The organism is Flavobacteriales bacterium, from assembly GCA_016715895.1.
Taxonomy (GTDB): domain Bacteria; phylum Bacteroidota; class Bacteroidia; order Flavobacteriales_F; family PHOS-HE28; genus PHOS-HE28.
Map to the genome: position 1 here is coordinate 55173 of JADJXH010000003.1, position 22614 is coordinate 77786.

A 22614-nucleotide genomic window follows, 5' to 3' on the forward strand; every position below is an offset into this window, starting at 1 on the left:
GCGGGCAAGGTAGCGGGGATCAGCCGCGGGTGCGCAGCAACTCCTCCAGGTGGCGGCGCAGCGTGATCCCGGCGCTGTTCCAGTTCAGCCGCTCGTGGTGTTCGTTCAGGGCGCCGTGCGCCAGCTCCCGGTAGCGGTCATGGTCAAGCATCAGCTCGGCGATGCAGGTGGCGTAAGCGTCGGCATCGGCCTCCAGGGGCAGGGCCATGCCGTTCACCCCGTCGCGCACCGAGCTGGGCGTGCCGCCCACGGCGGTGGTGATGCAGGGCACGCCGAACGCGTTGCATTCGCTGAAGACGATCGGCGAGCAATCGGCGCGGGTGGGCAGCAGCAGGAAGTGCGACCGCTGGATGAGGTTGGCGATGCGGCGCTGTCCGGCGGGCGTGTTCTTGGCGATGAACGGCACCACCTCGACGAACGCGGGCAGCTTCGTATCGGGTGGGGTGCAGCCCACGATGGTGAGGCGCACGGACAGCCCCCGGGCGTGGAGGGCCTTGGCCGTCCGCAGGGCGAGGTCCCCGCCCTTGCGTTCCCAGCTCACCGCCAGGAAGAGCAGCTCGCAGCGCTCCATCGGGCGGGTGTCGATCACCTGTTCGATGCGCGCGCGCGCCGGGATCCGGTCCAGGTTGCACCCGAAGGGCACCACACGGATCCGCGAGGGGTCGGCATCGTAGTGCTCCACCGCGGTGCGTGCCGCCCATTCGCTGGAATAGATGGCCAGGTCGCAGCTGCGCAGCGCCTCCCGCTCGAGGTCGTGCCCCTGCTTCAGGTAGCGCCGGGGGTAGTTGCGGTACTCCGGGTACAGCTCCAGGATGCCGGCGAAGGTGGCGTCGGTATAGAACACCTTCGGTCGGTCGCACTGCAGCAGCGCCACCGGGATGCTGCTGGGCGAGAAGACCACGTCGCAGTCGCTTTCCGCGAGCGCGTCGGCGATCTGGCCGGCGAAGCGCCTGGCCATGCTGGTGGTGCGTTCCACCGGGAAGATGCTGTCCGGCGAGATCCAGTGCTGCACCTTGTTCACCGCCTTGCGCAGCAGCACGCGGGTGCGTTGCAGTTCGCCGAGGTAGCGCATCCGCACCTGCTGGTCCTCCAGGCTCTTGGCGATGAACCGCACCGTGCCGCTCCAGGCCCGGACGTCGGTGGGGTCCATGCTGGTGGCGTACATCAACCGCAAGGGCGCTGTGCGCGTCCGTGCCGCCCTGGCCTTCCGCCTTTTCTCGCGCACGTCCTCCTCCATGCTCGTCCTTATGGTCAAAGGTCGGGCGAAGGTTCCGGTCCGTCAACAACTCCCCGTTGATGGGGCGCGGCCGGAGCGGTGGCCCGGGCCTGCCCATCGGTCCGGTACCTTTGCGCCGTGTCCGGCAACACCTTCGGCCAGATCTTCAGGCTCACCACCTTCGGGGAGAGCCACGGCCCGGCCATCGGCGGGGTGATCGAGGGCTGTCCCGCGGGGTTGAAGCTGCAGTTGGACGCTGTCCAACAGGAGCTGGACCGCCGTCGTCCGGGCAGCACGCCCCTGGGCACGGCGCGCAACGAAAGCGACACGGTGGAATGGCTCAGCGGCGTTCTGGACGGCACCGCCCTGGGCACACCCATCGGCTTCCTGATGCGGAACACCGATGCCCGCAGCGCGGATTACGACCACCTGAAGGATGTGTACCGGCCGGGTCATGCCGACAGGACCTGGGAGGACAAGTACGGCATCCGCGACCATCGCGGGGGCGGGCGGGCCAGCGCCAGGGAGACCGCCAGCAGGGTGGTGGGCGGGGCCGTGGCCCGGCAGCTGCTCGCCGTGAGCGGGGTGCAGGTTCAGGCCTGGGTGAGCCGGGTGGGGCAGGTGGCCCTGGACGTGCCGGTGCAGGACCTGGAGCTGGCCACCACCTATGCGAGCGACGTGCGTTGCCCGGATCCCGGGACCGCCGGACGAATGGCCGCGGCGATCGAGGACACCCGCTCCGCAGGTGACACCCTGGGTGGCATGATCAGTGCCCGCCTCTCCGGGGTGCCGGCCGGTCTGGGCGGGCCGGTGTTCGACAAGCTGCACGCCGACCTGGGGAAGGCCATGCTGTCGATCAACGCGGTGAAAGGGTTCCAGGTGGGAAGCGGATTCGCGGCCGCAGCGATGCATGGCTCCGTCCACAACGATGCCTACCGGACCGGCACGGAGGGTGCTGTGCGCACCGCCACCAACCGCAGCGGCGGGGTGCAGGGGGGCATCAGCAACGGCGAGGACATCCTGTTCGATGTGGCGTTCAAGCCCGTGAGCACACTGATGCGCGACCAGGCCACCGTGGATCGGCATGGTCGCGCGGTCACCCTGGAGGGGAAGGGCCGTCATGACCCCTGTGTCGTGCCCCGTGCGGTACCCGTGGTGGAGGCCATGGCCTGCCTGGTGCTCGCCGACCACCTGCTTCGACAACGCAGCGCCCGCCTATGACCAAGACCCGCAAGCGTCTCCCATTGCACGTCCGGATCCTCATCGCCCTGGTGCTCGGGGTGGGGTGGGCCCTCCTGTCCAGCACGCTGGGTTGGAGCCGCTTCACCATGGACTGGATCGCGCCCTTCGGCGACATCTTCATCAACCTCTTGAAACTGATCGCCGTGCCCCTGGTGCTCTTCAGCATCATCAGCGGTGTGGCCGGCATGAGCGACGTCACCAAGCTGGGCCGGCTCGGCATCCGCACCCTGCTGATCTACCTCGGCACCACCATGACGGCCGTGTCCATCGGGCTGGTCATCGTGAACCTGATCAGGCCCGGCGCCCTGGCGGACGATGACCAACGCCTGCGCAACCGGATCGACTACGAGCTCTGGGTGCGCGAGACCAGCGGCGTGGACCGGCCGCTGGACGGGCGCTGCTTCAGTTGCGAGGAGGCCAACCGGACCCTGGTGGAGCAGGTGGCGGCCGCCCGAAAGGCCGGAGGGGCCGACGATTGGATCGGCGAGAAGGTGCAGCAGGCCAGGGCCACCAAGGAGGCGGGCCCCCTCCAGTTCCTGGTGGACATGGTGCCGAGCAACATCTTCCTCAGCTTCAACAACACGTTGATGTTGCAGGTGATCTTCTTCGCCATCTTCTTCGGCATCACCCTGCTCATGATCCCCGGTGACCGTGCCGGACCGGTCACCGCCTTCATGAACGGCTGCAACGATGTGTTCATGAAGATGGTGGACCTGGTGATGGAGGCCGCCCCCTTCTTCGTGTTCGCGCTCATGGCCGGCGTGGTGGCCCGCATGTCCGGCGACGATCCGGGGTCCGTGCTGGAGCTGTTCAAGGGGTTGGCCGGCTACGGCATCACCGTGGTGTTGGGCCTGGCCATCGTGCTGTTCCTCATCTACCCGGTGTTGCTGAGCCTGGTGCTGCGCCGCAACGTGTACGGCCGTTTCCTGCGCGCCATCAGTCCGGCCCAGCTGCTCGCCTTCAGCACCAGCAGCAGCGCGGCCACCCTGCCGGTGACGATGGACTGCGTGGAGGAGAACATCGGCGTGAGCAAGACCACAGCCAGCTTCGTGCTGCCCATCGGCGCCACGGTCAACATGGACGGCACCAGTCTTTACCAGGCCGTGGCGGTGATCTTCCTGGCGCAGTTCCATCTGGTGGAGCTCGGGCTCGCGCAACAGCTCACCATCGTGCTCACCGCCACCCTGGCCAGCATCGGGGCGGCCGCGGTGCCCAGCGCCGGGCTCATCATGCTCATCGTCGTGCTCAGTTCCCTGGGGCTCGATCCGGCGTGGATCGGCATCGTCTACGCCATCGACCGGCCGCTCGACATGTGCCGCACCGTGGTCAACGTCACCGGCGATGCCGTCGTCAGCAGCATCGTGGCACACTCCCAGGGCGAGAAGCTCTTCGTGAACGCTGAACCTTGAACCTGGAACGCTGAACAGGCCCCTCTGTCCACACCGAACACCCACGCACCATGCGCAAGATCATCAAGTGGCTCATCATCGCGGTCGTCGCCCTGGTGGTGCTCCTCCTCGCCGCCGTCATCCTCATCCCCATCCTCTTCAAGGACCGCATCGAAGGGATGGTGAAGGAGCAGGTGAACGCCCAGCTGAACGCGACCGTGGAGTGGGGCGCGTGGGACATCACCCTGCTGCGCAGCTTCCCCGACCTCACCGTGGAGGTGGCCGATGTGAAGCTCTGCAACAAGGCCCCCTTCGAGGGCGTCTGCCTGGCCGACATCGGATCGCTCACCGCCACGGTGGACATCAAGAGCGTGTTCGGCGACAAGGTCGACATCAAGCGCATCGGCCTGGTGCGCCCGCGGATCCATGCCGTGGTGCGTGCGGACGGGCGGGCGAACTGGGACATCACCCTGCCGGACAGCAGCGCGGTGGAAGCCCCGGCCGACACGGGCGGCGGCTTCTCCATCGGCCTGCGTGAATACTGGATCGAGGACGGCCGCGTGGTGTACGACGACAGCACCCTGGCCTTCCGCATGGACCTGCTGGGCCTGGACCACAAGGGCACCGGCGACTTCACCCAGGACCTCTTCACCCTGAGCACCACCACGCACGTGGACACCGTGGACGTGCTCTTCGATGGCGTGCGCTACCTGCAGCGCGCCCTGGCCGACATCACCGCCGACCTGGACATGGACATGGCCGGCATGAAGTTCACATTCAAGGAGAACGAGGCCGTGATCAACTGCCTCACCCTGGGCTTCGATGGCTGGCTTGCGATGCCGGCGGACGACATCGACATGGACATCACCTGGGCGCTGAAGAAGAACGAGCTGGGCGCGCTGCTCTCCATGGTGCCCGCCGCCTTCGCCAAGGACCTGGAGGGTGTGGACATGAGCGGCAAGGCGGCCTTCGGCGGCTACGTCAAGGGCACCTACAACGACACCACCATGCCCGGCTTCGGCCTGGACATCGCCGTGGAGAACGGGCGCTTCAAGTACCCCGACCTGCCCGAGAGCGTGGAGCGCATCCAGGTGAAGGCCTCCATCGTGAGCCCGCAGGGCAAGGACCTGGACGGCATGGTGATCGACGTGCCCACCTTCGCCATGCTGGTGGCCACCAACCCGGTGAGCGCCCGGCTCCATCTGGAGCGGCCGATGAGCGACCCGCGCGTGGACCTTGCCGCGCAGGCCAAGCTCGACCTGGCCAGCTTGAAGCGCGTGGTGCCGCTGGAGAAGGGCGATGAGCTCAACGGCAAGCTCGATGTGGACGTGACCGTGAAGGGGGCCGTGAGCGACATCGAGGCGCAACGCTTCGAGAAGTTCACCGCCGAAGGCCGGGTGCTGCTGAGCGGCATGACCTACCGCAGCGACTCGCTCCCCTGGCCGGTGGGCATCACCACCTTGGACCTGGCGCTGAGCCCGCGCTACCTGGCGCTGAACGGCTTCGACGGCACGCTCGGCGGCAGCGACGTGCGCGCCGAGGGCCGCTTCGACAGCTACCTGCTGTGGTGGCTGAAGGACAGCACGCTCACCGGCACCTTCGACGTGGCCAGCCGCCGCTTCGACCTCAACGAGCTGATGGGCCCCGAGGAGCCCGCGGCCGCGGAGGCCGCACCCGCCGACACCGCCGCGATGACCGTGATCGAGGTGCCCGCCAACATCAACTTCCGCCTCACCGCCGAGGCCGGCGAGGTGCTGTACGACGACCTCACCCTCACCGGGCTCAAAGGCGGCGTGCACATCCACGACCGCCGGGTGGACCTGAACAAGCTGGTGTTCGGCCTCTTCGAGGGCCGCGTGGGGCTGGACGGCTCCTACGCCACCCCCGAGAAGGGCACGCCGGTGGCCGAGCTGCGCTACGACATCCGCGACATGGACATCGAGAAGACCGTGCAGTACGTGGAGACCGTGCAGAAGATGGCGCCCATCGCCAAGACCTGCAAGGGGAAGTACAGCACCACGCTCAGCATGCGCACGGAGCTGGACGCGGCCATGAGCCCGGTGCTGGAGAGCCTCACCGGGCAGGGCACGCTCAGCACGCGCAACGTGCGGGTGGACGGCTTCCAGCCCCTGGTGGACCTGGCGAAGGCCTTCAAGGTGAAGGGCATCGAGAACACCACGCTGCCGAGCGTGGACTTCAGCTACGAGTTCCGGGACGGGAAGATGATCACCAAGCCCTTCGACGTGAAGATCGACCGGATCAAGGCCAACGTGGGCGGCAGCACGGCCTTCGCCGACCAGGCCATCGACTACGACCTGAAGGCCAAGGTGCCCACCGACATGTTCGGTGCGCAGGCCAACCAGCTGGTGGCCGGCTGGCTGGGCCAGGCGAACCAGCTGCTGGGCAGCGGCTTCCAGATGCCGGCGGAGATCGACGTCACCGCCAAGATCACCGGCACCATCGACAAGCCCGTCATCAAACCCGTGTTCGCCGGTGGAGGCAGCAACCTCACGCAGACCGTGGTCACCGAGGTGAAGGAGGAGCTGAACCAGCAGATCGACAAGGCCAAGGAGGAGGCCATCGCGCGGGCCCGTGAGGAGGCCGCCAAGCTGCTGGCCGAGGCGCAGAAGCAGGCGGACAACCTGAAGGCCACCGCCCGCAAGGAGGCCGCCAACCTGAAGGCGCAGGCCTACAAGGCCGCCGACGACGAACTGGCCAAGGTGACCAACCCGCTGGCGAAGATGGCCGCCAAGGCCGTGGCCGATGCCGCCAAGAAGGAGGCCGACAAGCAGGAACAGAAGGCCATCGCCGAAGCGGACAAGAGGGCGGACGGCATCGTGGCCGAGGCGCGAAAGCAGGGCGATGCCATCATCGCCAGGGCCGAACAGACCAACACCACCATCAAGTAGCGGACGGGCATGGCCCTTGTGCTGGCCCCGTGATGACAACCGGCATGAACGACGTGACGAGGACCCTGCTGCTGGCCCTGGGCCTGCTGGCCGGCGTGAGCGTGATGGCCCAGGACGGGGAGGCCGATCCCTGCGGACCGCCCACGGACAAGAAGGTGCTGAAGCTGCTGGACGAGGCGGCCAAGGCGAAGGACGGCGCCACGCGGCACCAGAAGCTCAAGGAGACGCAGGAGGTGGACCCCGACTGCGCGGAATGCCTCTTCCAGCTCGGGGTCTCCGCCTACAAACGGGCACGGGAGGGGGGCGCCGACCTGAAGCCCTCCATCGGCTACTTCGAGCGGCTGGAGGCCCGCTGCCCCAACTACCACAGCGACGTCCACTACTACCTCGGTGCGGCCCACTACGCGAAGGGCGAGGTTGCCGAGGCGGCCAAAGCCTTCCAGGCCTTCCTGAAGTTCCCCACCGAGGACCAGGCCAAGTTCAGCAAGGATGTGGACAAGAAGACCGCCGACGTGGAGGAGCTCATGCCCGAGCTCCAGTTCCACATGGACTTCTACCGCAACACCGCGCCGCTGGACCCCAAGCCCCTGCCCAACGTGTGCACCGGTGCCGACGAGTACCTGCCGATGCTGAGCCCGGACAACGAGCTGCTCTTCTTCACCCGCAAGAGCAAGTACCAGGCGAAGGGCGACCTGGTGGCCAAGGATGTGGAGGAGCTCACCGAGAGCCGCCGGCCGGCGGGGGCGAAGGACCATGACAAAGGCCGGGCGCTGCCCGATCCCTTCAACCTCGGCGACAGCTACGGCGGGGTCACCATCAGCGTGAACAACCGCGAGATGTTCGTCACCGTGTGCGGCGCGCCCGATGCGAAGGGCTACCGCAACTGCGACATCTTCCGCTCGCACTACAACACCCACATGGACTTCGGCAGCGGGCAGCAGAAGTGGGAGTGGACCGGGCTGGAGGACCTGGGCCCCGCGGTGAACACGCCGGACGGTTGGGAGAGCCAGCCCACGTTGAGCGCCGACGGCCGCACGCTCTTCTTCGCCACGGTGCGGGCGGACAGCAAGGGCACCGACATCTACTTCAGCACGCGCGACGACCAGGGCGTGTGGAGCAAGGCGCAGCCGGTGCCCGGGCCGATCAACACCGCGGGTGATGAGAAGGCCCCCTTCCTGCACAGCGACAGCCGCACGCTCTACTTCGCCGCCCGGCCGCCGCAGGACGAGAACGGCGAGGTGCAGGAGGGGCGGGGCCACCGCGGCATCGGCGGCTACGACATCTTCTTCAGCCGCATGAAGGACGACGGCAGCTGGGACACGCCGCGCAACATCGGCCACCCCATCAACACCGAACAGGACGACCACGGGCTGATCGTGAGCGCCGATGGAAGCACGGCCCTCTTCGCCAGCAGCCGCTTCCGCGGGGTGGGCGGGCTGGACATCTACGGCTTCGCCCTGCCGAACGACGCCCGCCCGGAGGACATCCTGATCGTGAAGGGCGAGGTGCGCGACGAGAACGGCGAGGTGGTGTCCGACGCCAAGGTGGAGATCACCTACATGGACACGCGCCGCACCGAGGTGCTGCAGGTGGACCCCACGGACGGGCGCTACGCCACCGTGGTCAACCTCCGCAATGGCGCCGATGTCATCATGACCGTCACCAAGAAGGACCACGTGTTCGACTCGCGGGCCTTCAGCCTGGCGGACACCGTGCGCGGGGTCACCGCCGAGGTGGACATGACCGTGCAGCGCATCGAAGTGGGCCGCAGCTACACGGTGAACGACATCACCTACGCCACCAACTCAGCGGAGATCACCAAGGCCAGCGAGCACATCCTGGACCAGCTGATCCGCTTCCTGAAGGACAACCCCACGGTGAGCATCCGCATCGAGGGCCACACGGACAACGTGGGCAGCGACGCCGACAACCTGGCCCTGAGCAACGACCGCGCCTTCACCGTGATGGGCTACCTGCAGGCCCACGGCATCGCCGCCCGCCGGCTCGCCTTCAAGGGCTACGGCGCGGGCAAGCCCGTGGCCTCCAACGACACCGAGGCCGGACGCGCCCGCAACCGCCGCACCGCCTTCGTCATCGTGGGCCGCTGAGGCCGGGGTTGGAACTTATCAACAACGGAATACCTTTGTTGATAACTTTTCTTGACATGCGCGGACCCTTCGGAGCGACCCTTGTCCTGCTTGCGTTCCACGCACACGCCCAGGTGCCCCACGGGGGGGCGCCCATCGGTTGGGGGAGCCCCTCCGGCCCTGCCGCGGGCATCCCCTCGGTGGCGCTGCCGGCCCTGGACCGGGCCCTGCTCGCCCAGCAGGAGGTGGACAGCCCCGCCGTCGGGTTCCGCTACGGGGTGCAGCGCATGCTGACCGTGGACGTGCCCGCGCAGGGGCAGTGGGTCAACACCACGGACGACCGGCGCGTGTGCCGGCTGCTGATCGAGAGCCCCGGCGCGGTGATGCTCAGCGTGCAGTTCAGCCTGTTCGACCTGGCGCCCGAGGCGCGGGTCTACCTCTACGACCGGGACCGCCAGCGCTACCTGGGCGGCTTCACCGAGCAGAACGAACTGCCGGACGGCACGCTGGCCACCGCCGTGCTGCCGGGGGATGCCCTGGTGATCGAGCTGGTGGAGCCCGCGGGGTCCCGGGCGACCTCCCTGCTGCAGGTGGGCAGCATCACGCACGGCCACCGCGACATCTTCCACTTCGGCGAGCAGGGCCTGCTGCGCGACTACGACCCCGGCTTCCAGAGCGCACCGTGCAATGTGAACGTGGCCTGCCCGGAGAGTGCCGGGTGGGAACAACAGATCCGCTCGGTGGCCATGTTCCTGCGCCCCGACGGCAACGGCTGCAGCGGTTCCCTGATCAACAGCACCGCGCAACAGGGCCAGCCCTACTTCTACTTCGCCAACCATTGCCTGGTGCCCGCCACCATCGGCCAGTGGGTGTTCTACTTCAATTACCAGGCGCCCGGCTGCGTGGGCACGGTGGGCAACACCGGCCAGACGGTGACCGGCGGGGTGCTGCGCTCCGCCTACTTCTACGATGACTTCGCGCTGCTGGAGCTGCTGAACGCGCCGCCTGCCAACTACGGGGTGTTCTATGCGGGCTGGGACCGCAGTGGGGCCGTGCCGCAGTCCAGCGCTATGATCCACCACCCCAACTACGATGTGAAGAAGTTCAGCCGTGACGACGACCCGGCGGTGGGCTACCAGGACGCCAACGGGATCAAGATGTGGCGGAGCGAATGGGACGTGGGCGTCAGCCAGGCGGTGAGCAGCGGTGCGCCGCTCTTCGACCAGAACAAGCGCATCGTGGGGCACATGACCGAGGGTGCGTACAGCTGCAGCGACCCGCAGCAGAACTGGGCCGGAGCGGCCAAGTTCAGCGAGAGCTGGGACGGGGCCTCGGCCGCCACGCGCCTGCGCGACTGGCTGGACCCCGCCAACAGCACGGTGACCCTCAACGGCTTCGATCCGCAGAACACGCCGCAGCCCACACTGCGCGTGCGGCTCAAGGCCTTCCTGCAGGGCCCGTACAACAGCGTGGCGCTGACCATGAACGGCACGCTGCGCGCCAGCGGCCTGGTGCCCCTCACCGAGCCCTACACGGCGCTGGGCTATGCCCACGTGGCGGGCGGCGGGGGCGAAAGCACCACGCAGGCCGTGCTCAACCTCAGCGGCGCCGCCTCCGTGGTGGACTGGGTGGTGGTGGAGCTGCGCAACAAGAACAATGCGGCGCAGGTGCTGGCCAGCCGCAGCGCGCTGCTGCTGCGCAACGGCAGCATCGTGGCGGCCGACGGCAGCTCGGACCTCGGCTTCCAGCTGCCGGTGGACGACTACCACATCGCGGTGCGCCACCGGAACCACCTCGGCATCATGACGCAGAACCCGCAGCCGGTGGGCACCACGGCGGTGCTGCGCGACCTCACCGACGGCTCGGTGCCCTTGTCCGGGGGCGCGGCCGCCACGGTGAACGTGAACGGCGTGCGGCTGATGCCGGCCGGTGACGCCACGCGCAACGGGCAGATCAAGTACACGGGCGGCGGCAACGACCGGGACCCCATCCTCACCCGCATCGGCGGCACGGTGCCGACGGCCACGGCGGCGGGCTACCATCCGGAGGACCTCAACCTGGACGGGCTGGTGAAGTACAGCGGCGGGGCCAACGACCGCGACGTGGTGCTGCAGGCGGTGGGAGGCACCACGCCCACCGCGGTGCGCAGCGCTCAGCTGCCCTGATCGCGCAGCTTCTCCTCGTTGCGCCGCATGCGCAGGTTGAGGCCCTCCACCAGGATGCTGAAGGCCATGGCGAAGTAGATGTACGCCTTGTTGATGTGGCTGCCCGTGCCCTCCATCAGCAGGGCCACGCCGATCATCACCAGAAAGGCCAGCGCCAGCACCTTCACCGTGCCGTGCTTGTTCACGAAGGCGCTGATGGCGTCGCTGGCCACGAGCATGATGAACACGGCGGCGATGACGGCGAGCACCATGATGAGGATCTCGTTGCTCATGCCCACGGCGGTGATCACGCTGTCCAGCGAGAACACGATGTCGATGAGCACGATCTGGGCGATGATGCCGGCCATGCGGGCGGCCTTGCGGGTGGCGCTCTCCTTCTCGCGCTTGTGCTCCACCTTGGCGTGGATCTCCACGGTGGCCTTGTAGATCAGGAAGAGGCCGCCGAGGATCAGCACCAGGTCGCGCCCGCTCACGCTGTGGTCCATCACCGCAAAGAGCGGGTCCTTGAGGCTCATCACCCAGCTGAGGCTGAGCAGCAGCAGCACGCGGGTGATCATCGCCAGGGCCAGGCCGATGCGCCGCGCCTTGCGCTGCTGCTCCTTGGTGGGCAGCTCGCCGCTGAGGATCGAGATGATGATGATGTTGTCGATGCCCAGCACGATCTCCATCACCGTGAGCCAGACGAGGGCGATCCAGCCGTGCGCGGTGAGGAAGACCGAGGGGTCGAGCTGCGAAAGGTCGATCATTGGGGGGAAAGCGGGGGCGAAGTTATCCGGCGCCTCACTGCGGCGCGGTGCGCATCACCGTGATGGTCTCGTTGCGGTTCACGGGGTTCAGCCAGTGCACCACGCGGTCCACCAGCCCGGGCTCGGCCACGGCCACGCCCTGCAGCGGTCCCAGCAGGGCGGTCATGCGGGCCTTGCGGGCGTCCAGGTCCTCCTGCCCGATGAAGAGCACCGCATCGGGCCGCTGGTCGGCGGGCAGGCGGGCGATGAGGCCGGCCAGGTCCTCGGCGGGGTCGGCGTAGGGCAGCTGGCTGGCCTGCCACTGGCCCAGGTAGTACATGGGCATCCAGGGGGGCTCGTGCTCCACGGTGTCATCCACCACCAGCCCGTGCACCGGCGGACCCTGGCGCAGGGCCAGCATGGCCTCCACGCGGCTGCGCTTGCTGTACGTGAAGGTGATCACCGCCAGCAGCACCAGGTTGAGGCCCCAGGTGAAGCGCATCGCGCCGCGCCACAGGCCGGGCCGCGCCTGCCACCAGGCCGAGCCCGCGCGGAAGGCCTCCCAGGCGGTGAAGCCCAGCACGAAGGCCAGCGGCACGATGGGCAGCAGGAAGCGCTCCTGCTTGTTGGGGAACCACGAGTGGATGGCCAGGAAGAGCATCACCGGTAGCCAGAGGAGCCAGGGCCGCGCCCGGCGGAAGAGACCGAACACCACCGCCAGGCTGAGGGGGGGGATGAAGATGCCCGCCAGCAGCAGCAGGTAGTTGTACCACGGCTGATCGAAGTAGGTGGTGGTGTTGGCCAGGTTGTAGCGCACGTACTCGGTCATCTCGGCGAAGGGGCGGCCCCAGATGAAGAGGTCGATGCCGCCCTGCAGCAGCACCAGGGGCAGCAGCACGCCCGCGCCGTAGCGCAGCACATCGGCCCAGCGGCGCATCGCCAGCAGCACCAGGCCGGGCCCGGCGGCGAAGAAGATGGTCTGGAAGCGGATGTTGATGGCCAGGCCGATCCACACGCCGGCGAGCAGCACGGCGCGGGGGGCGGGCCGTTCGTCCTTCACCAGCTGCCAGGCGGCCAGCATCAGGAAGGGGATGCAGACCACCTCCACCAGGTTCCGCACGGCCAGGAAGGGCATGAAGTAGAAGAGCGCGAGCAGCAGCCCCGCGTTCCAGGCCACCTGGTCACCGCCGAGGCGGCGGGCGATCCGGTAGCCGGCGCGCACCACCACCAGGCTCCACAGGGCGTGCAGGAGGCGCACCAGCACCATGTTCACCTCGGGGTCGGTGGCGCCCAGGGCGGCCAGCAGCCGGAAGAGCAGGTAGTGCAGGCCCACGTACACGAAGCTGTGGCCGCTGGGGGTGGCGTCGCTGCCCTGGTTCCAGGGCAGCCAGGTGTTGTAGTCGGCCGCGTCCACCCAACTCTGGGCGGGCTCGATCACCAGGAAGTGGTCGTCGTGGGCGAAGTAGCCGGCGCTGAAGAGGGCGGCCAGCAGGCGGGGCACCAGGGCGATGAGCGTGAGGGCCGTGAGCGGATCGCGCCGCAGGGTCGCCAGGTCCATCGGGCGCCAAGGTACGCCCGACCGCACCGCACTTTTTTCATGCGGGCTTCATGGTGGGACCACAGGCCCCCCTCTAGCTTTGGGCACCCTCGCCCGGCCATGAACATCGTGATCCTCTCGCGCGACAGCAAGCTCTATTCCACCCGCCGGCTGGTCGAGGCCTGCGAAAAGCGCGGCCACACCGCGCGCGTGGTGAACCACGTGAAGTGCGACATCCTCATCGAGCGGCGCAATCCTCAGGTGATCTACGCCGGCCAGCCCCTCACCGATGTGGACGCCATCATCCCCCGCATCGGCGCCAGCGTCACCTTCTACGGGACGGCGGTGGTGCGGCAGTTCGAGATGATGAAGGTGTTCACCACCACCGAGAGCCAGGCGCTGGTGCGGAGCCGCGACAAGCTGCGCAGCATGCAGATCCTCACCCGCAGCGGGGTGGGCATCCCCAAGACGGTGTTCACCAACTACAGCAAGGACGTGGGCAGCATCGTGGACAGCGTGGGGGGTGCGCCGTGCATCATCAAGCTGCTGGAGGGCACGCAGGGCCTGGGCGTGGTGCTGGCCGACACGAAGAAGGCCGCCATCGCCGTGTGCGAGGCCTTCAACAGCCTCAAGGCGCGCGTCATCGTGCAGGAGTTCATCAAGGAGAGCCGGGGCATCGACATCCGGGCCTTCGTGGTGGACGGCCGCGTGGTGGGTGCCATGAAGCGCACGGGCAAGGAGGGCGAGTTCCGCAGCAACCTGCACCGCGGCGGCACCGCGCAGCTCATCGAGCTCACGCACGAGGAGGAGGTCACCGCCATCAAGGCCGCCAAGGCACTGGGCCTGCATGTGGCGGGGGTGGACATGCTGCAGAGCGACCGCGGCCCGCTGGTGATCGAGGTGAACAGCTCGCCCGGCCTGGAAGGCATCGAGGGCGCCACCGGCAAGGACATCGCCGGCGAGATCGTGAAGTTCATCGAGCGGCACGTGTAGCGCAGCCGCCATGGAGGCGCTGTTCACTCCCTTCCGGCTCGGCCCATTGACCCTGCGCAACCGCAGCCTGCGCGCCGCCGCGTTCGAGGGCCTGTGCCCCGGGCACCTGGTGTCCGACGCGCTCATCGCCCACCACCGGGCCTACGCCGCGGGGGGCGTGGGCATGACCACGGTGGCATACGCGGCGGTGCAGCGCAGCGGCCTGTCCTTCGCGCACCAGCTGTGGCTGCGGCCCCAGGCCGTGCCGGGCCTGCGCCGCCTCACCGATGCGGTGCACGCCGAAGGGGCCGCCTGCTCCATCCAGCTGGGCCACGCGGGCGACATGGCCTCGCACGCCCTGGCCGGCGCACGCCCCCTGGCGCCCGGCGCGCGCCCCAACCTGTACGGACCCAGCTGGCCGCGCGCCATGCGCAGCGCCGACATCGCCGCCACCGTGCGCGCCTTCGCGGATAGCGTGCGCCTGGCCGCGGAGGCGGGCTTCGATGCCATCGAGCTGCACGCCGGGCACGGCTACCTCATCGGGCAGTTCCTCTCGCCCTGGACCAACCGGCGCCGCGATGCGTACGGCGGCGACCTGGTCGGCCGCATGCGCTTCATGGACGAGGTGCTGGACGCCGTGCTGCACGCCGCACGCGGCCGCCTGGCCGTGCTGGTGAAGGTGAACATGAGCGACGGCTTCCGCGGTGGCATGGAGCAGGCCGACGCGCTCCAGGTGGCCCGCCGGCTGGAGGCCGCCGGCGCCGATGCGCTGGTCCTCAGCGGCGGCTTCGTGAGCCGCGCGCCCATGGCCATCCTGCGTGGGGCCATGCCCGTGCGCACCCTGGCGGCCGGCATGCGCCATCCGCTGATGCGGCTCTTCGCCCGGGCCTTCGCCGGCCACCTCATCCCGCCGGTGCCCTTCACCGAGAACTACTTCCTGGACCAGGCCCGCGCCTTCCGGCGGGCCCTGCGCCTGCCGCTGGTGTACGTGGGCGGGCTGCGCAGCGCACAGGGCGTGGCCCAGGTGCTCGCCGAGGGCTTCGAGCTGGTGGCCTTCGCCCGCGCGCTGCTGGAGGACCCCGGCTTCGTGCAGCGGCTTCACGGCCCGGTGCGATCGGCCTGCGACACCTGCAACCACTGCGTGGCCGTGATGTACAACGGGCCGGTGGTCTGCATCCGCCATCCGCACCGATGAGCACCCTGCCGGCGGCCCTCGTCACCGGTGCCTCCAGCGGCATCGGCCTCCGGCTGGCGCACGAGCTGGCCCGCCTGGGCCATCCGCTGGTGGTGGTGAGCGAGCGCGCGGCCGAGCTGGAGCAGGCCGCCGCGGAGCTGCGGCGGGCGCATGCGGTGCCGGTGCATCCCGTGGTGCAGGACCTGGCCGTGCCCGGTGCGGCGGACGCCCTGGTGGCGGCCTGCGATGCGGCCGGGCTGCCCGTGGGGCTGCTGGTGAACAACGCCGGGGTGCTGCTCGCCGGCCCCTTTCTGGAACAACCCGCCGCGCGCGTGGCCGGCCTCATGCAGCTGCACACCACCACGGTGGTGGAGCTGTGCCACCGCTTCGGTGCCCGCTTCGCGGCCCGCGGGGCCGGGGGCATCCTCATCGTATCGTCCATCTCCGCCCGCATGCCCTATCCCGTGATCGCACTGTACGGCCCGTCCAAGGGCTTCCTGCGGCAGTTCGGGCGGGCGCTGCGCCACGAGCTTCGACCGCACGGCGTGCGCGTCACCGTGGTGCTGCCCGGCGCCACGGACACGGCGCTCTATGCGGAGCACGGGGTGGACCGGCGGCTGGCGCGGCGGCTCGGGGTGATGCGCTCGCCGGAGCGCGTGGCGCGGGATGCGGTGCGTGCCTGGCGCCGCGACCGCGCGCAGGTGGTGCCCGGCCTCTTGGACCGCGTGATCTGGGGACTGCTGCCACTGGTGCCGCACGGCCTCATCGCACTGGCCTATCGCGTGTGGCGCCACCGGCGCTGATCCCACCTACGGCACCAGCCCGAAGGTCTGCGCCACCAGCCAGGTGCTGTGCAGGTCCACGTCCCGGCTCACCCAGCTGCGCCGTCCGCCCTGGTCCGGCCGGTCGCCGGGGTCGATGGGCAACTGGTGCCCCAGGCCCTCGAAGCGGTAAAGCGTCACCACCGTGCGGTCGCCGGACTTGTAGATGCGCTGCTCCACGGCCGGCAGCCCGCGGAAGGCCGGGTCCACCGCGTCCGGCACCGAGTCCGTGCCCGCCACGGCGGTCCACTGCGCCACCAGCGCCAGGCCGTGGCCGAAGTCCACCACCTTGTCCTGGGTGCCGTGCAGCACCAGCAGGGGCGGGTAGGGGGCTTGGCGGCCGGGGTGCAGGGCGGTGACCTGCTCGGCCCAGGTGGCGGGGGGCAGGATGCGCGGATCGCGGATCACCAGCCGCGCGTCCAGGGTGCTGTTCGCGGCGCGGTAGGGGGCTCCGGCGAAGATGGCCACGTGGGTGAAGAGGTCAGGCGCGCAGGCCATGAGGGCCGCGGCCAGCGCACCGCCGCTGCTCACGCCGTAGAGGTGCACGCGCGTGGGGTCCGCGCCCAGGTGCTCCACCGCATGGCGCACCATGCTGGTCACCGAGCCCACCTCGCCCTGTTCGGGCAGGATGTCGTCCGGCCGGAACCAGTTGAAGCAGCGCAGGCTGTTGTTGATGGGTCGTTGTTGCACGTAGAGCACCAGGCAGCCGGCACGGTCGGCCAGGTCGTTCCACCCGCTGAGGGCGGCGATGCGCTTCGCCCGTTGCGTGCAGCCGTGCAGCACCACCACCAGCGGCCGCCGGTCGGTGGCCGTGCCCGCCGTGCCGTGCACGAACATGCGCAGGTTGCCCGGGTCCGGACCGAAGTCCTTCACCTCCTGCAGGCCGCTGCCCGCGTGGGCAAGCTGCACCAGTGGAAGCAGGACGACCAGGAGGCTCAGGCGCATGGCGCCAAGCTACGGCGGGAGGGGGGACCATGTGGGCATCCCGCTGAGGCGGGTAGGTCGTGACCATGTGCTCATGTGACCATGTGCTCATGTGACCCGACCGTCATCGCGAGCAGCCCGGAGGGATGCGCGGCGATCTCCCTGGTCAGTGATCCGATCCCTTCCGGGGAGATCGCTTCGCCCGCAACGCCAGGCTCGCGATGACGTGCTGGGAAGAGCGCGGAGCCCTCCTAACCGTCATCGCGAGCCGGCCCCGGAGGGCCGGTGTGGCGATCTCCCTTTATAGTGATCCGATCCCTTCCGGGGAGATCGCTTCGCCCGCAAAGCCGGGCTCGCGATGACGTGTTCGGAAGAGCGCGGAGCCCTCCTAACCGTCATCGCGAGCCGGCCCCGGAGGGCCGGCGTGGCGATCTCCCTGGTCAATGATCCGATCCCTTCCGGGGAGATCGCTTCGCCCGCAAAGCCAGGCTCGCGATGACGACGTGGGGAAGGGAGATCGCTTCGCCCGCAGAGCCGGGCTCGCGATGACGGCGTGGGGAAGGGAGATCGCTTCGCCTGCAAAGCCAGGCTCGCGATGACGACGTGGGGAAGGGAGATCGCTTCGCCCGCAGAGCCGGGCCGCGATGACGCGTGGGGTGGGGAGAGGAAGCGAACGCCCGTTCAGTTCAGCTCCTCGTACTGGAGCTTGAAGTCGGGGTCTTCCATGAAGTGCTCCTTGCCGAGGGCGATGGTGCTGCGGGCGCTGTCGCGCATGCCCTTGGTGTTGAGGTGCTCCGAGTAGCGGATCAGCGCGTTCTTCAGCAGCTTCTTCTGGTCCTCGGGCAGCGAACCGGTGTCGGCGTTCAGCGCGGCCTTGGCGTACTCCTTCATGCTGAGGTCGCCCTCCTTGACGAGGTTGCTCTTGTACTGGCTCAGGGCGAGCATGATCCAGGCGCCGGGGTTCTCCGGATAGTAGCCCACCATGCCGTCGAACAGGCTCTTGGCCTTGCTGTAGCTGCCCTCCTCATAGAAGTTCTCCCCCTGCTCCATGCTCATCTTGTTCAGGTCGGCCCAGTAGTCCTCGTAGTTGCTGAAGAACTCCTTGTTCTTGTCCTTCTTGCGGTACTTCTCGGCCCACTTCACGGCATCGCGGGCGGCCTTGGGGTAGTCGGCCTGGTACTTTTCGATCTTGCTCATCTCGTACAGGCACATGCTCATGTACAGGTAGGGCAGGGGGTCCTTCTTGGTGTTGTCGTTCAGGGTGTAGCCTTCCGCCTTGCCGAGGCACTTCTCGTAGTTCTCGTCCACGTAGAGCACCAGCAGGTCCTCGTACACGTGTTTCTGGGCGTTGGCGCCGAAGGTGCCCGCCAGGATCAGGGCGGCTGCGATCAGGTGCTTCATGGGTGCGGGGGAGACAAGATCGATGCCGAAGATAGACCGATCGTCCGGAGCGGTCCACCGCCTCAGGCGATCCCGCGCGCGCTGCGCACCCGTTCCCAGGCCTCCTGCACCTTCTTGAACTTCTCGGCGGCGGCGCGCTGCACCTCCTCGCCCATGGTGCCCACCTTGTCGGGGTGGTGCTTCATGGCCATGCGGCGGTAGGCCTTCTTCACCTCGTCGTCGTCGGCCGCGGGGTCCACCTCCAGGATGCGGTAGGCCTGCGCGAGGTCGGTGCGGCCGAACATGGCGCTGATGCTCTCCAGGTCCTTGTCGCTCACGTTCAGCAGGTGGCCGATGCGGCGGATGAGGTCCACCTCGGCGCGGCTCACCGCGCCATCGGCATGCGCCAGCCCCACCAGGTAGTGGATGAGCTGGAGCCGCGCGGCGTGGGGCATGTGGCGCCGCACCTGCTCGCACACACCGTGCAGGTCGATGTGCTGCTTGAGCACCTCGCGCAGCACCAGCAGCAGCTGCTGCGCCTGGGGTTCGCCGAAGTGCTTGCGGAAGAAGGCGCGCGCCAGGTCGAGCTCGGCGCGGGTCACGCGGCCGTCCACCTTCATGAGGGCGGCGGTGAGCACCACAAGGCTCAGGGCCAGGTCGCCCTGCGTGGTGGCGCCGGGCCGCTGGCGGTGTTCATCCACCCGGGGCCGCTGCCGGCCGGGTCCCGCACCGGGCTCCGGATCGCGCTCGCCGCCCCGCATGCCGTCCACCAAGGCGCCCACAGCGAAGCCCACCAGGCCGCCGATCGGGCCTCCGAAGGCCCAGCCCAATCCGCCCGCGATCCATTTCGAGTAGCTCATGGCTCACCAGCTGCCGCCCGCCCCGCCGCCGCCGAAGCTGCCGCCACCGAAGCCGCCGAACCCGCCACCGCCCCATCCGCCGCTGCCGCCGGTGAAGCCACCCCAGCGCCCGCTGTGCCGTCGGCCCGCCTGGTTCATCAGCCACAACGCGGTCCAGAAGTCCACATCGTTGGTGCGCGCATAGCGGTTCACGCCGCTGCGCAGGCTCAGCACGATGACCAGGATCACCAAGGCGAGCACCACGAACACCGGCCAGGGCACCTTGCGGCTGTCGTAGCTCGTGTGGTCGAACTCGCCCTTGGCCAGGCCCATCAGCACGTCGGTGGCCTTGTCCAGGCCGGCGTAGTACTCGCCCTGCTTGAACCGCGGGATCAGCTCGTTGTCCACGATGCGCTTGCAGGTGAGGTCGGGGATGGCGCCCTCCAGCCCGTAGCCGGTGGCGATGAAGACCTTGCGCTGCCCGGGCGGACCGGTGGGCTTGATGAGCACCACCACGCCGTTGTCGAAGCCCTTGGCGCCGATGCCCCACGCCTCGCCGATGGCGAAGGCGTAGTCGCTCTCCGGATAGCCGCAGAGCGTGTCCACCACCAGCACCAGGATGCGGTTGCTCGTTTCCTGGGCGAAGCGCGTGAGCTTGCGGTCCAGCCGCTCCTGCTCGCTCTCGTTGAGCAGGGGGGCCAGCTGGAACACGAGGCGGTCCTGCGGCGCGCGGTCGGGGGCCTTGGGCAGGCAGGGATCGTCCTGCGCACCGAGGTGGAGCACTGCCGCGCACAGGGCCGGAACGATGAGTAGTGCGCGGAACCTCATCCGATGCTGATGTCGTCGGGCAGTTCGTTGCGGTCGTCGGACCGGCGGGGGAAGTGGGCCTTGAGCTTCTCGCCCACCATACGCGCGGCCTCGCACAGGCCGTCGGCGTGGCGGCCCGCGGCGAAGTGGAGGCGCAGCACGCCCAGCACGTCGTTCCAGAAGTTCGGGGGCACCACGGCGTTGATGCCGGCATCGCCGATCACCGCCAGCCGGTGGTCGCCCACGCTCACGTAGATGAGCACGCCGTTGCGCGCAGCGGTGCGGTGCATGCCCAGCTCATCGAAGATGAAGGCGGCATGGTCCAGCACATCCTCCTCGCAGCGGTCCTCCAGGTGCACGCGCAACTCGCCGCTGGTGGCGTGCTCGGCCTGGGCGATGGCGGCCTTCACCCGTTCGCGCTCCGCAGGGGTGAGGAAGCGCTCGGCGAGCAGCTCGTCGTCGGCGACCAGTGCGGCGTGGCTCACTTGAAGGAGATGTCGGGCGCGTTCTCGGTGCCTTCCTGGGCCTCGAAGTAGCCCTTGGCCTCGAAGCCGAACATCCCCGCCAGCAGGTTGCCCGGGAAGCGCTTGATGCGCGTGTTGAAGTTGCGGGCCACGTCGTTGTACTTGCGGCGCTCCACGCCGATGCGGTTCTCCATGCCCTCGTACTGGGCCTGGAAATCCTGGAAGCCCTTCACAGCCTTCAGCTCGGGGTAGCGCTCCACCACCACCATCAGCCGCGAGAGGGCACTGCTGAACTGGTCCTGGCTCTGCTGGAACTGGTTGATCTGCTCCTGGCTGAGGTTGCCGGGGTCGATGGTGGTGCTGGTGGCCTTGGCGCGGGCCTCCACCACCTGGGTGAGGGTCTCCTTCTCGAAGTCGGCGGCTCCCTTCACGATCTCCACCAGGTTCTTGGTCTTGTCGGCGCGCAGCTGGTACGCGTTCTCCACGTTGCTCCACTGCTTGGTGACGTCCTCGTTGAGGCCCACGGTGCCGTTGTAGAAGCCCATGGCCCACAGGGCGATGAGGACGATGGCGCCGAGGCCGATGAGAAGGGGAAGGCGTTTCATGGTCGGTTCAGGGTGTGGGGCAAAGATGGCACCGCGCCATCGACCGGTCCCCGCTCCAAGGGCGACCGGTCCCTCGCGTGGATGAGCGGGTCTAGTCCCTGAACGGATGCTCGCGCTCGGGTCCACCCGAGTGCGAGATGATCCTAGGGCCTCCGGCCCGCCTCTCGGATCTCCGGCGGGCCGGGAGGCCCTGACCACACCGACGCTCGGGAAACACCCGAGCGTCAACGCGGCATCGGATGAGCGGTGCGGGCCGTGGAAGGACGATCTCCAGATCATCCTGAACGGATGCTCGCGCTCGGGTCCACCCGAGTGCGAGATGATCCTAGGGCCTCCGGCCCGCCTCTCGGATCTCCAGCGGGCCGGGAGGCCCTAACTACGATTGACACTCGGGAAACACCCGAGCGTCAACTTGGGCTAGTCCCTGAAGATGGCGGTCACCGGCGTGCCATCGGGCGCGAGGTGGCCGCGGTACATGCCGGTGCAGTTGAAGTCGAGCACCACGTGGCCGGCGCGGTCCACGGCGACCAATCCGCCATCGCCGTCCAGCGGCGGCAGCTTGTCGTGCACCACCACGCGCACGGCCTCGGCGAGGGAGAGGCCCCTGTAGGCCATCAGGGCGTGCACGTCGTGCGCGGCCACGGCGCGGATGAAGCTTTCGCCATGGCCCGTGCAGCTCACCGCGCAGGTGGCGTCGTTGGCGTAGGTGCCCGCGCCGATGAGGGGGCTGTCGCCGATGCGCATCCAGCGCTTGTTGGTCATGCCGCCGGTGCTGGTGGCCGCGGCCAGGTGGCCGTGCACGTCCAGTGCCACGGCGCCCACGGTGCCGTACTTGTGCTCCCCGTCGCTGTGGTCCAGCTGGTAGGCGTCGGTGCCCTTGGTGCGCTGCCACTGCTCGTAGCGGAACTGGTCGAAGAAGTACTGGTCGTCCTCCAGCAGGATCTTCTCCTTGTGGGCGAACTCGAAGGCGCCGAGTCCGCTGAGGAGCACGTGGGGGCTCTTCTCCATCACGCGGCGGGCGAGGGTGACGGGGTTGCGCACGTTCTGCACGGAGGCCACGGCGCCGGCCTGCAGGGTGTCGCCGCGCATCACCGAGGCGTCCATCTCGTGCTGGCCGTCGGCATTGAAGACGGCGCCGCGCCCGGCGTTGAAGTGCGGGCAGTCCTCCAGGCCGCGCACGGCGGCCTCCACGGCGTCCAGCGCGGTGCCGCCCTCGCGCAGCACGGCGGCGCCCAGGCGCAGGGCCTGTTCCAGCCCGTCGCGGTAGGCCTTCTCACGGGCGGGGTTCATCTCGGAGCGGGCGATGGTGCCGGCGCCGCCATGGACGGCGAGCGCGAAGCGGGGGGCGGCGGACATGGA

The 22614-nt window shown here is 68.8% G+C and carries 18 protein-coding genes; 8 read left to right on the forward strand and 10 right to left on the reverse strand.

Annotated elements, in window-relative coordinates:
- Positions 1-19 precede the first annotated feature (19 nt).
- A complete protein-coding gene (locus tag IPM49_00470) occupies positions 20-1237 on the reverse strand; it encodes a glycosyltransferase family 4 protein (GenBank protein MBK9272998.1) in 1218 nt (405 codons plus the stop codon).
- Positions 1238-1354: 117 nt separating this feature from the next.
- Between IPM49_00470 and aroC the strand changes: the two genes are divergently transcribed.
- Genes aroC through IPM49_00495 form a run of 5 tightly spaced genes read left to right on the forward strand, consistent with a single transcriptional unit; the run spans position 1355 to position 11007 of the window.
- The gene (gene aroC, locus IPM49_00475) at positions 1355-2437 is read left to right on the forward strand and encodes a chorismate synthase (protein MBK9272999.1); all 1083 of its coding nucleotides are present in this window, start codon (positions 1355-1357) and stop codon (positions 2435-2437) included.
- Entirely contained in the window at positions 2434-3867 is a 1434-nt protein-coding gene (locus IPM49_00480; GenBank protein MBK9273000.1) for a dicarboxylate/amino acid:cation symporter, read from the forward strand. Before aroC ends, IPM49_00480 begins: the two co-directional genes overlap by 4 nt.
- Positions 3868-3917: 50 nt before the next feature.
- Positions 3918-6755, forward strand: a complete 2838-nt coding sequence (locus tag IPM49_00485; protein MBK9273001.1) for an AsmA family protein — start codon at positions 3918-3920, stop codon at positions 6753-6755.
- Between the two features lie 44 nt (positions 6756-6799).
- Entirely contained in the window at positions 6800-8863 is a 2064-nt protein-coding gene (locus IPM49_00490; protein MBK9273002.1) for an OmpA family protein, read from the forward strand.
- 56 nt (positions 8864-8919) lie between these two features.
- Entirely contained in the window at positions 8920-11007 is a 2088-nt protein-coding gene (locus IPM49_00495) for a hypothetical protein (protein MBK9273003.1), read from the forward strand.
- Here IPM49_00495 and IPM49_00500 read toward each other — a convergent pair.
- Positions 10995-11753 (reverse strand): TerC family protein, encoded by a 759-nt coding sequence (locus tag IPM49_00500; GenBank protein ID MBK9273004.1) that lies wholly within the window; start codon positions 11751-11753, stop codon positions 10995-10997. The two genes, IPM49_00495 and IPM49_00500, sit on opposite strands and share 13 nt — an antisense overlap.
- 34 nt (positions 11754-11787) lie before the next feature.
- A complete protein-coding gene (locus tag IPM49_00505; GenBank protein MBK9273005.1) occupies positions 11788-13290 on the reverse strand; it encodes a glycosyltransferase family 39 protein in 1503 nt (500 codons plus the stop codon).
- A 99-nt stretch (positions 13291-13389) separates the two neighbouring features.
- Between IPM49_00505 and rimK the strand changes: the two genes are divergently transcribed.
- From rimK to IPM49_00520, 3 genes are read left to right on the forward strand one after another with little or no spacing between them, the layout of a single operon-like run.
- Positions 13390-14262: a 30S ribosomal protein S6--L-glutamate ligase gene (gene rimK, locus IPM49_00510; GenBank protein ID MBK9273006.1), complete on the forward strand. Its 873-nt coding sequence runs from the start codon at positions 13390-13392 to the stop codon at positions 14260-14262.
- 10 nt (positions 14263-14272) lie between these two features.
- Complete coding sequence (locus IPM49_00515; protein ID MBK9273007.1) at positions 14273-15436, forward strand: NADH:flavin oxidoreductase; 1164 nt, start codon at positions 14273-14275, stop codon at positions 15434-15436.
- Positions 15433-16218, forward strand: coding sequence for an SDR family NAD(P)-dependent oxidoreductase (locus IPM49_00520; GenBank protein ID MBK9273008.1), 786 nt, complete (start codon positions 15433-15435; stop codon positions 16216-16218). Before IPM49_00515 ends, IPM49_00520 begins: the two co-directional genes overlap by 4 nt.
- 6 nt (positions 16219-16224) lie before the next feature.
- Here IPM49_00520 and IPM49_00525 read toward each other — a convergent pair whose 3' ends face one another.
- The 7 genes from IPM49_00525 to IPM49_00555 form a co-directional block, all read right to left on the reverse strand.
- Entirely contained in the window at positions 16225-17181 is a 957-nt protein-coding gene (locus IPM49_00525) for a PHB depolymerase family esterase (GenBank protein MBK9273009.1), read from the reverse strand.
- A gap of 660 nt (positions 17182-17841) precedes the next feature.
- Entirely contained in the window at positions 17842-18561 is a 720-nt protein-coding gene (locus IPM49_00530; GenBank protein MBK9273010.1) for a hypothetical protein, read from the reverse strand.
- A gap of 62 nt (positions 18562-18623) precedes the next feature.
- Complete coding sequence (locus tag IPM49_00535) at positions 18624-19400, reverse strand: TerB family tellurite resistance protein (protein MBK9273011.1); 777 nt, start codon at positions 19398-19400, stop codon at positions 18624-18626.
- 3 nt (positions 19401-19403) lie between these two features.
- A complete protein-coding gene (locus IPM49_00540) occupies positions 19404-20207 on the reverse strand; it encodes a TPM domain-containing protein (GenBank protein ID MBK9273012.1) in 804 nt (267 codons plus the stop codon).
- The gene (locus tag IPM49_00545) at positions 20204-20638 is read right to left on the reverse strand and encodes a TPM domain-containing protein (protein ID MBK9273013.1); all 435 of its coding nucleotides are present in this window, start codon (positions 20636-20638) and stop codon (positions 20204-20206) included. The genes IPM49_00540 and IPM49_00545 overlap by 4 nt, the downstream gene beginning before the upstream one ends.
- A gap of 29 nt (positions 20639-20667) precedes the next feature.
- Complete coding sequence (locus IPM49_00550; protein ID MBK9273014.1) at positions 20668-21255, reverse strand: LemA family protein; 588 nt, start codon at positions 21253-21255, stop codon at positions 20668-20670.
- 417 nt (positions 21256-21672) lie between these two features.
- Complete coding sequence (locus tag IPM49_00555; GenBank protein MBK9273015.1) at positions 21673-22611, reverse strand: isoaspartyl peptidase/L-asparaginase; 939 nt, start codon at positions 22609-22611, stop codon at positions 21673-21675.
- Positions 22612-22614: the final 3 nt, after the last annotated feature.

What these genes read in the sequence shown, in the direction of transcription:
- IPM49_00470 (MBK9272998.1), bottom strand. Translation starts at nt 1,237, where the DNA reads ATGGAGGAGGACGTGCGCGAGAAAAGGCGGAAGGCCAGGGCGGCACGG.
- IPM49_00480 (MBK9273000.1), top strand. Translation starts at nt 2,434, where the DNA reads ATGACCAAGACCCGCAAGCGTCTCCCATTGCACGTCCGGATCCTCATC.
- IPM49_00485 (MBK9273001.1), top strand. Translation starts at nt 3,918, where the DNA reads ATGCGCAAGATCATCAAGTGGCTCATCATCGCGGTCGTCGCCCTGGTG.
- IPM49_00490 (MBK9273002.1), top strand. Translation starts at nt 6,800, where the DNA reads ATGAACGACGTGACGAGGACCCTGCTGCTGGCCCTGGGCCTGCTGGCC.
- IPM49_00495 (MBK9273003.1), top strand. Translation starts at nt 8,920, where the DNA reads ATGCGCGGACCCTTCGGAGCGACCCTTGTCCTGCTTGCGTTCCACGCA.
- IPM49_00500 (MBK9273004.1), bottom strand. Translation starts at nt 11,753, where the DNA reads ATGATCGACCTTTCGCAGCTCGACCCCTCGGTCTTCCTCACCGCGCAC.
- IPM49_00505 (MBK9273005.1), bottom strand. Translation starts at nt 13,290, where the DNA reads ATGGACCTGGCGACCCTGCGGCGCGATCCGCTCACGGCCCTCACGCTC.
- rimK (MBK9273006.1), top strand. Translation starts at nt 13,390, where the DNA reads ATGAACATCGTGATCCTCTCGCGCGACAGCAAGCTCTATTCCACCCGC.
- IPM49_00515 (MBK9273007.1), top strand. Translation starts at nt 14,273, where the DNA reads ATGGAGGCGCTGTTCACTCCCTTCCGGCTCGGCCCATTGACCCTGCGC.
- IPM49_00520 (MBK9273008.1), top strand. Translation starts at nt 15,433, where the DNA reads ATGAGCACCCTGCCGGCGGCCCTCGTCACCGGTGCCTCCAGCGGCATC.
- IPM49_00525 (MBK9273009.1), bottom strand. Translation starts at nt 17,181, where the DNA reads ATGCGCCTGAGCCTCCTGGTCGTCCTGCTTCCACTGGTGCAGCTTGCC.
- IPM49_00530 (MBK9273010.1), bottom strand. Translation starts at nt 18,561, where the DNA reads ATGAAGCACCTGATCGCAGCCGCCCTGATCCTGGCGGGCACCTTCGGC.
- IPM49_00535 (MBK9273011.1), bottom strand. Translation starts at nt 19,400, where the DNA reads ATGAGCTACTCGAAATGGATCGCGGGCGGATTGGGCTGGGCCTTCGGA.
- IPM49_00540 (MBK9273012.1), bottom strand. Translation starts at nt 20,207, where the DNA reads ATGAGGTTCCGCGCACTACTCATCGTTCCGGCCCTGTGCGCGGCAGTG.
- IPM49_00550 (MBK9273014.1), bottom strand. Translation starts at nt 21,255, where the DNA reads ATGAAACGCCTTCCCCTTCTCATCGGCCTCGGCGCCATCGTCCTCATC.
- IPM49_00555 (MBK9273015.1), bottom strand. Translation starts at nt 22,611, where the DNA reads ATGTCCGCCGCCCCCCGCTTCGCGCTCGCCGTCCATGGCGGCGCCGGC.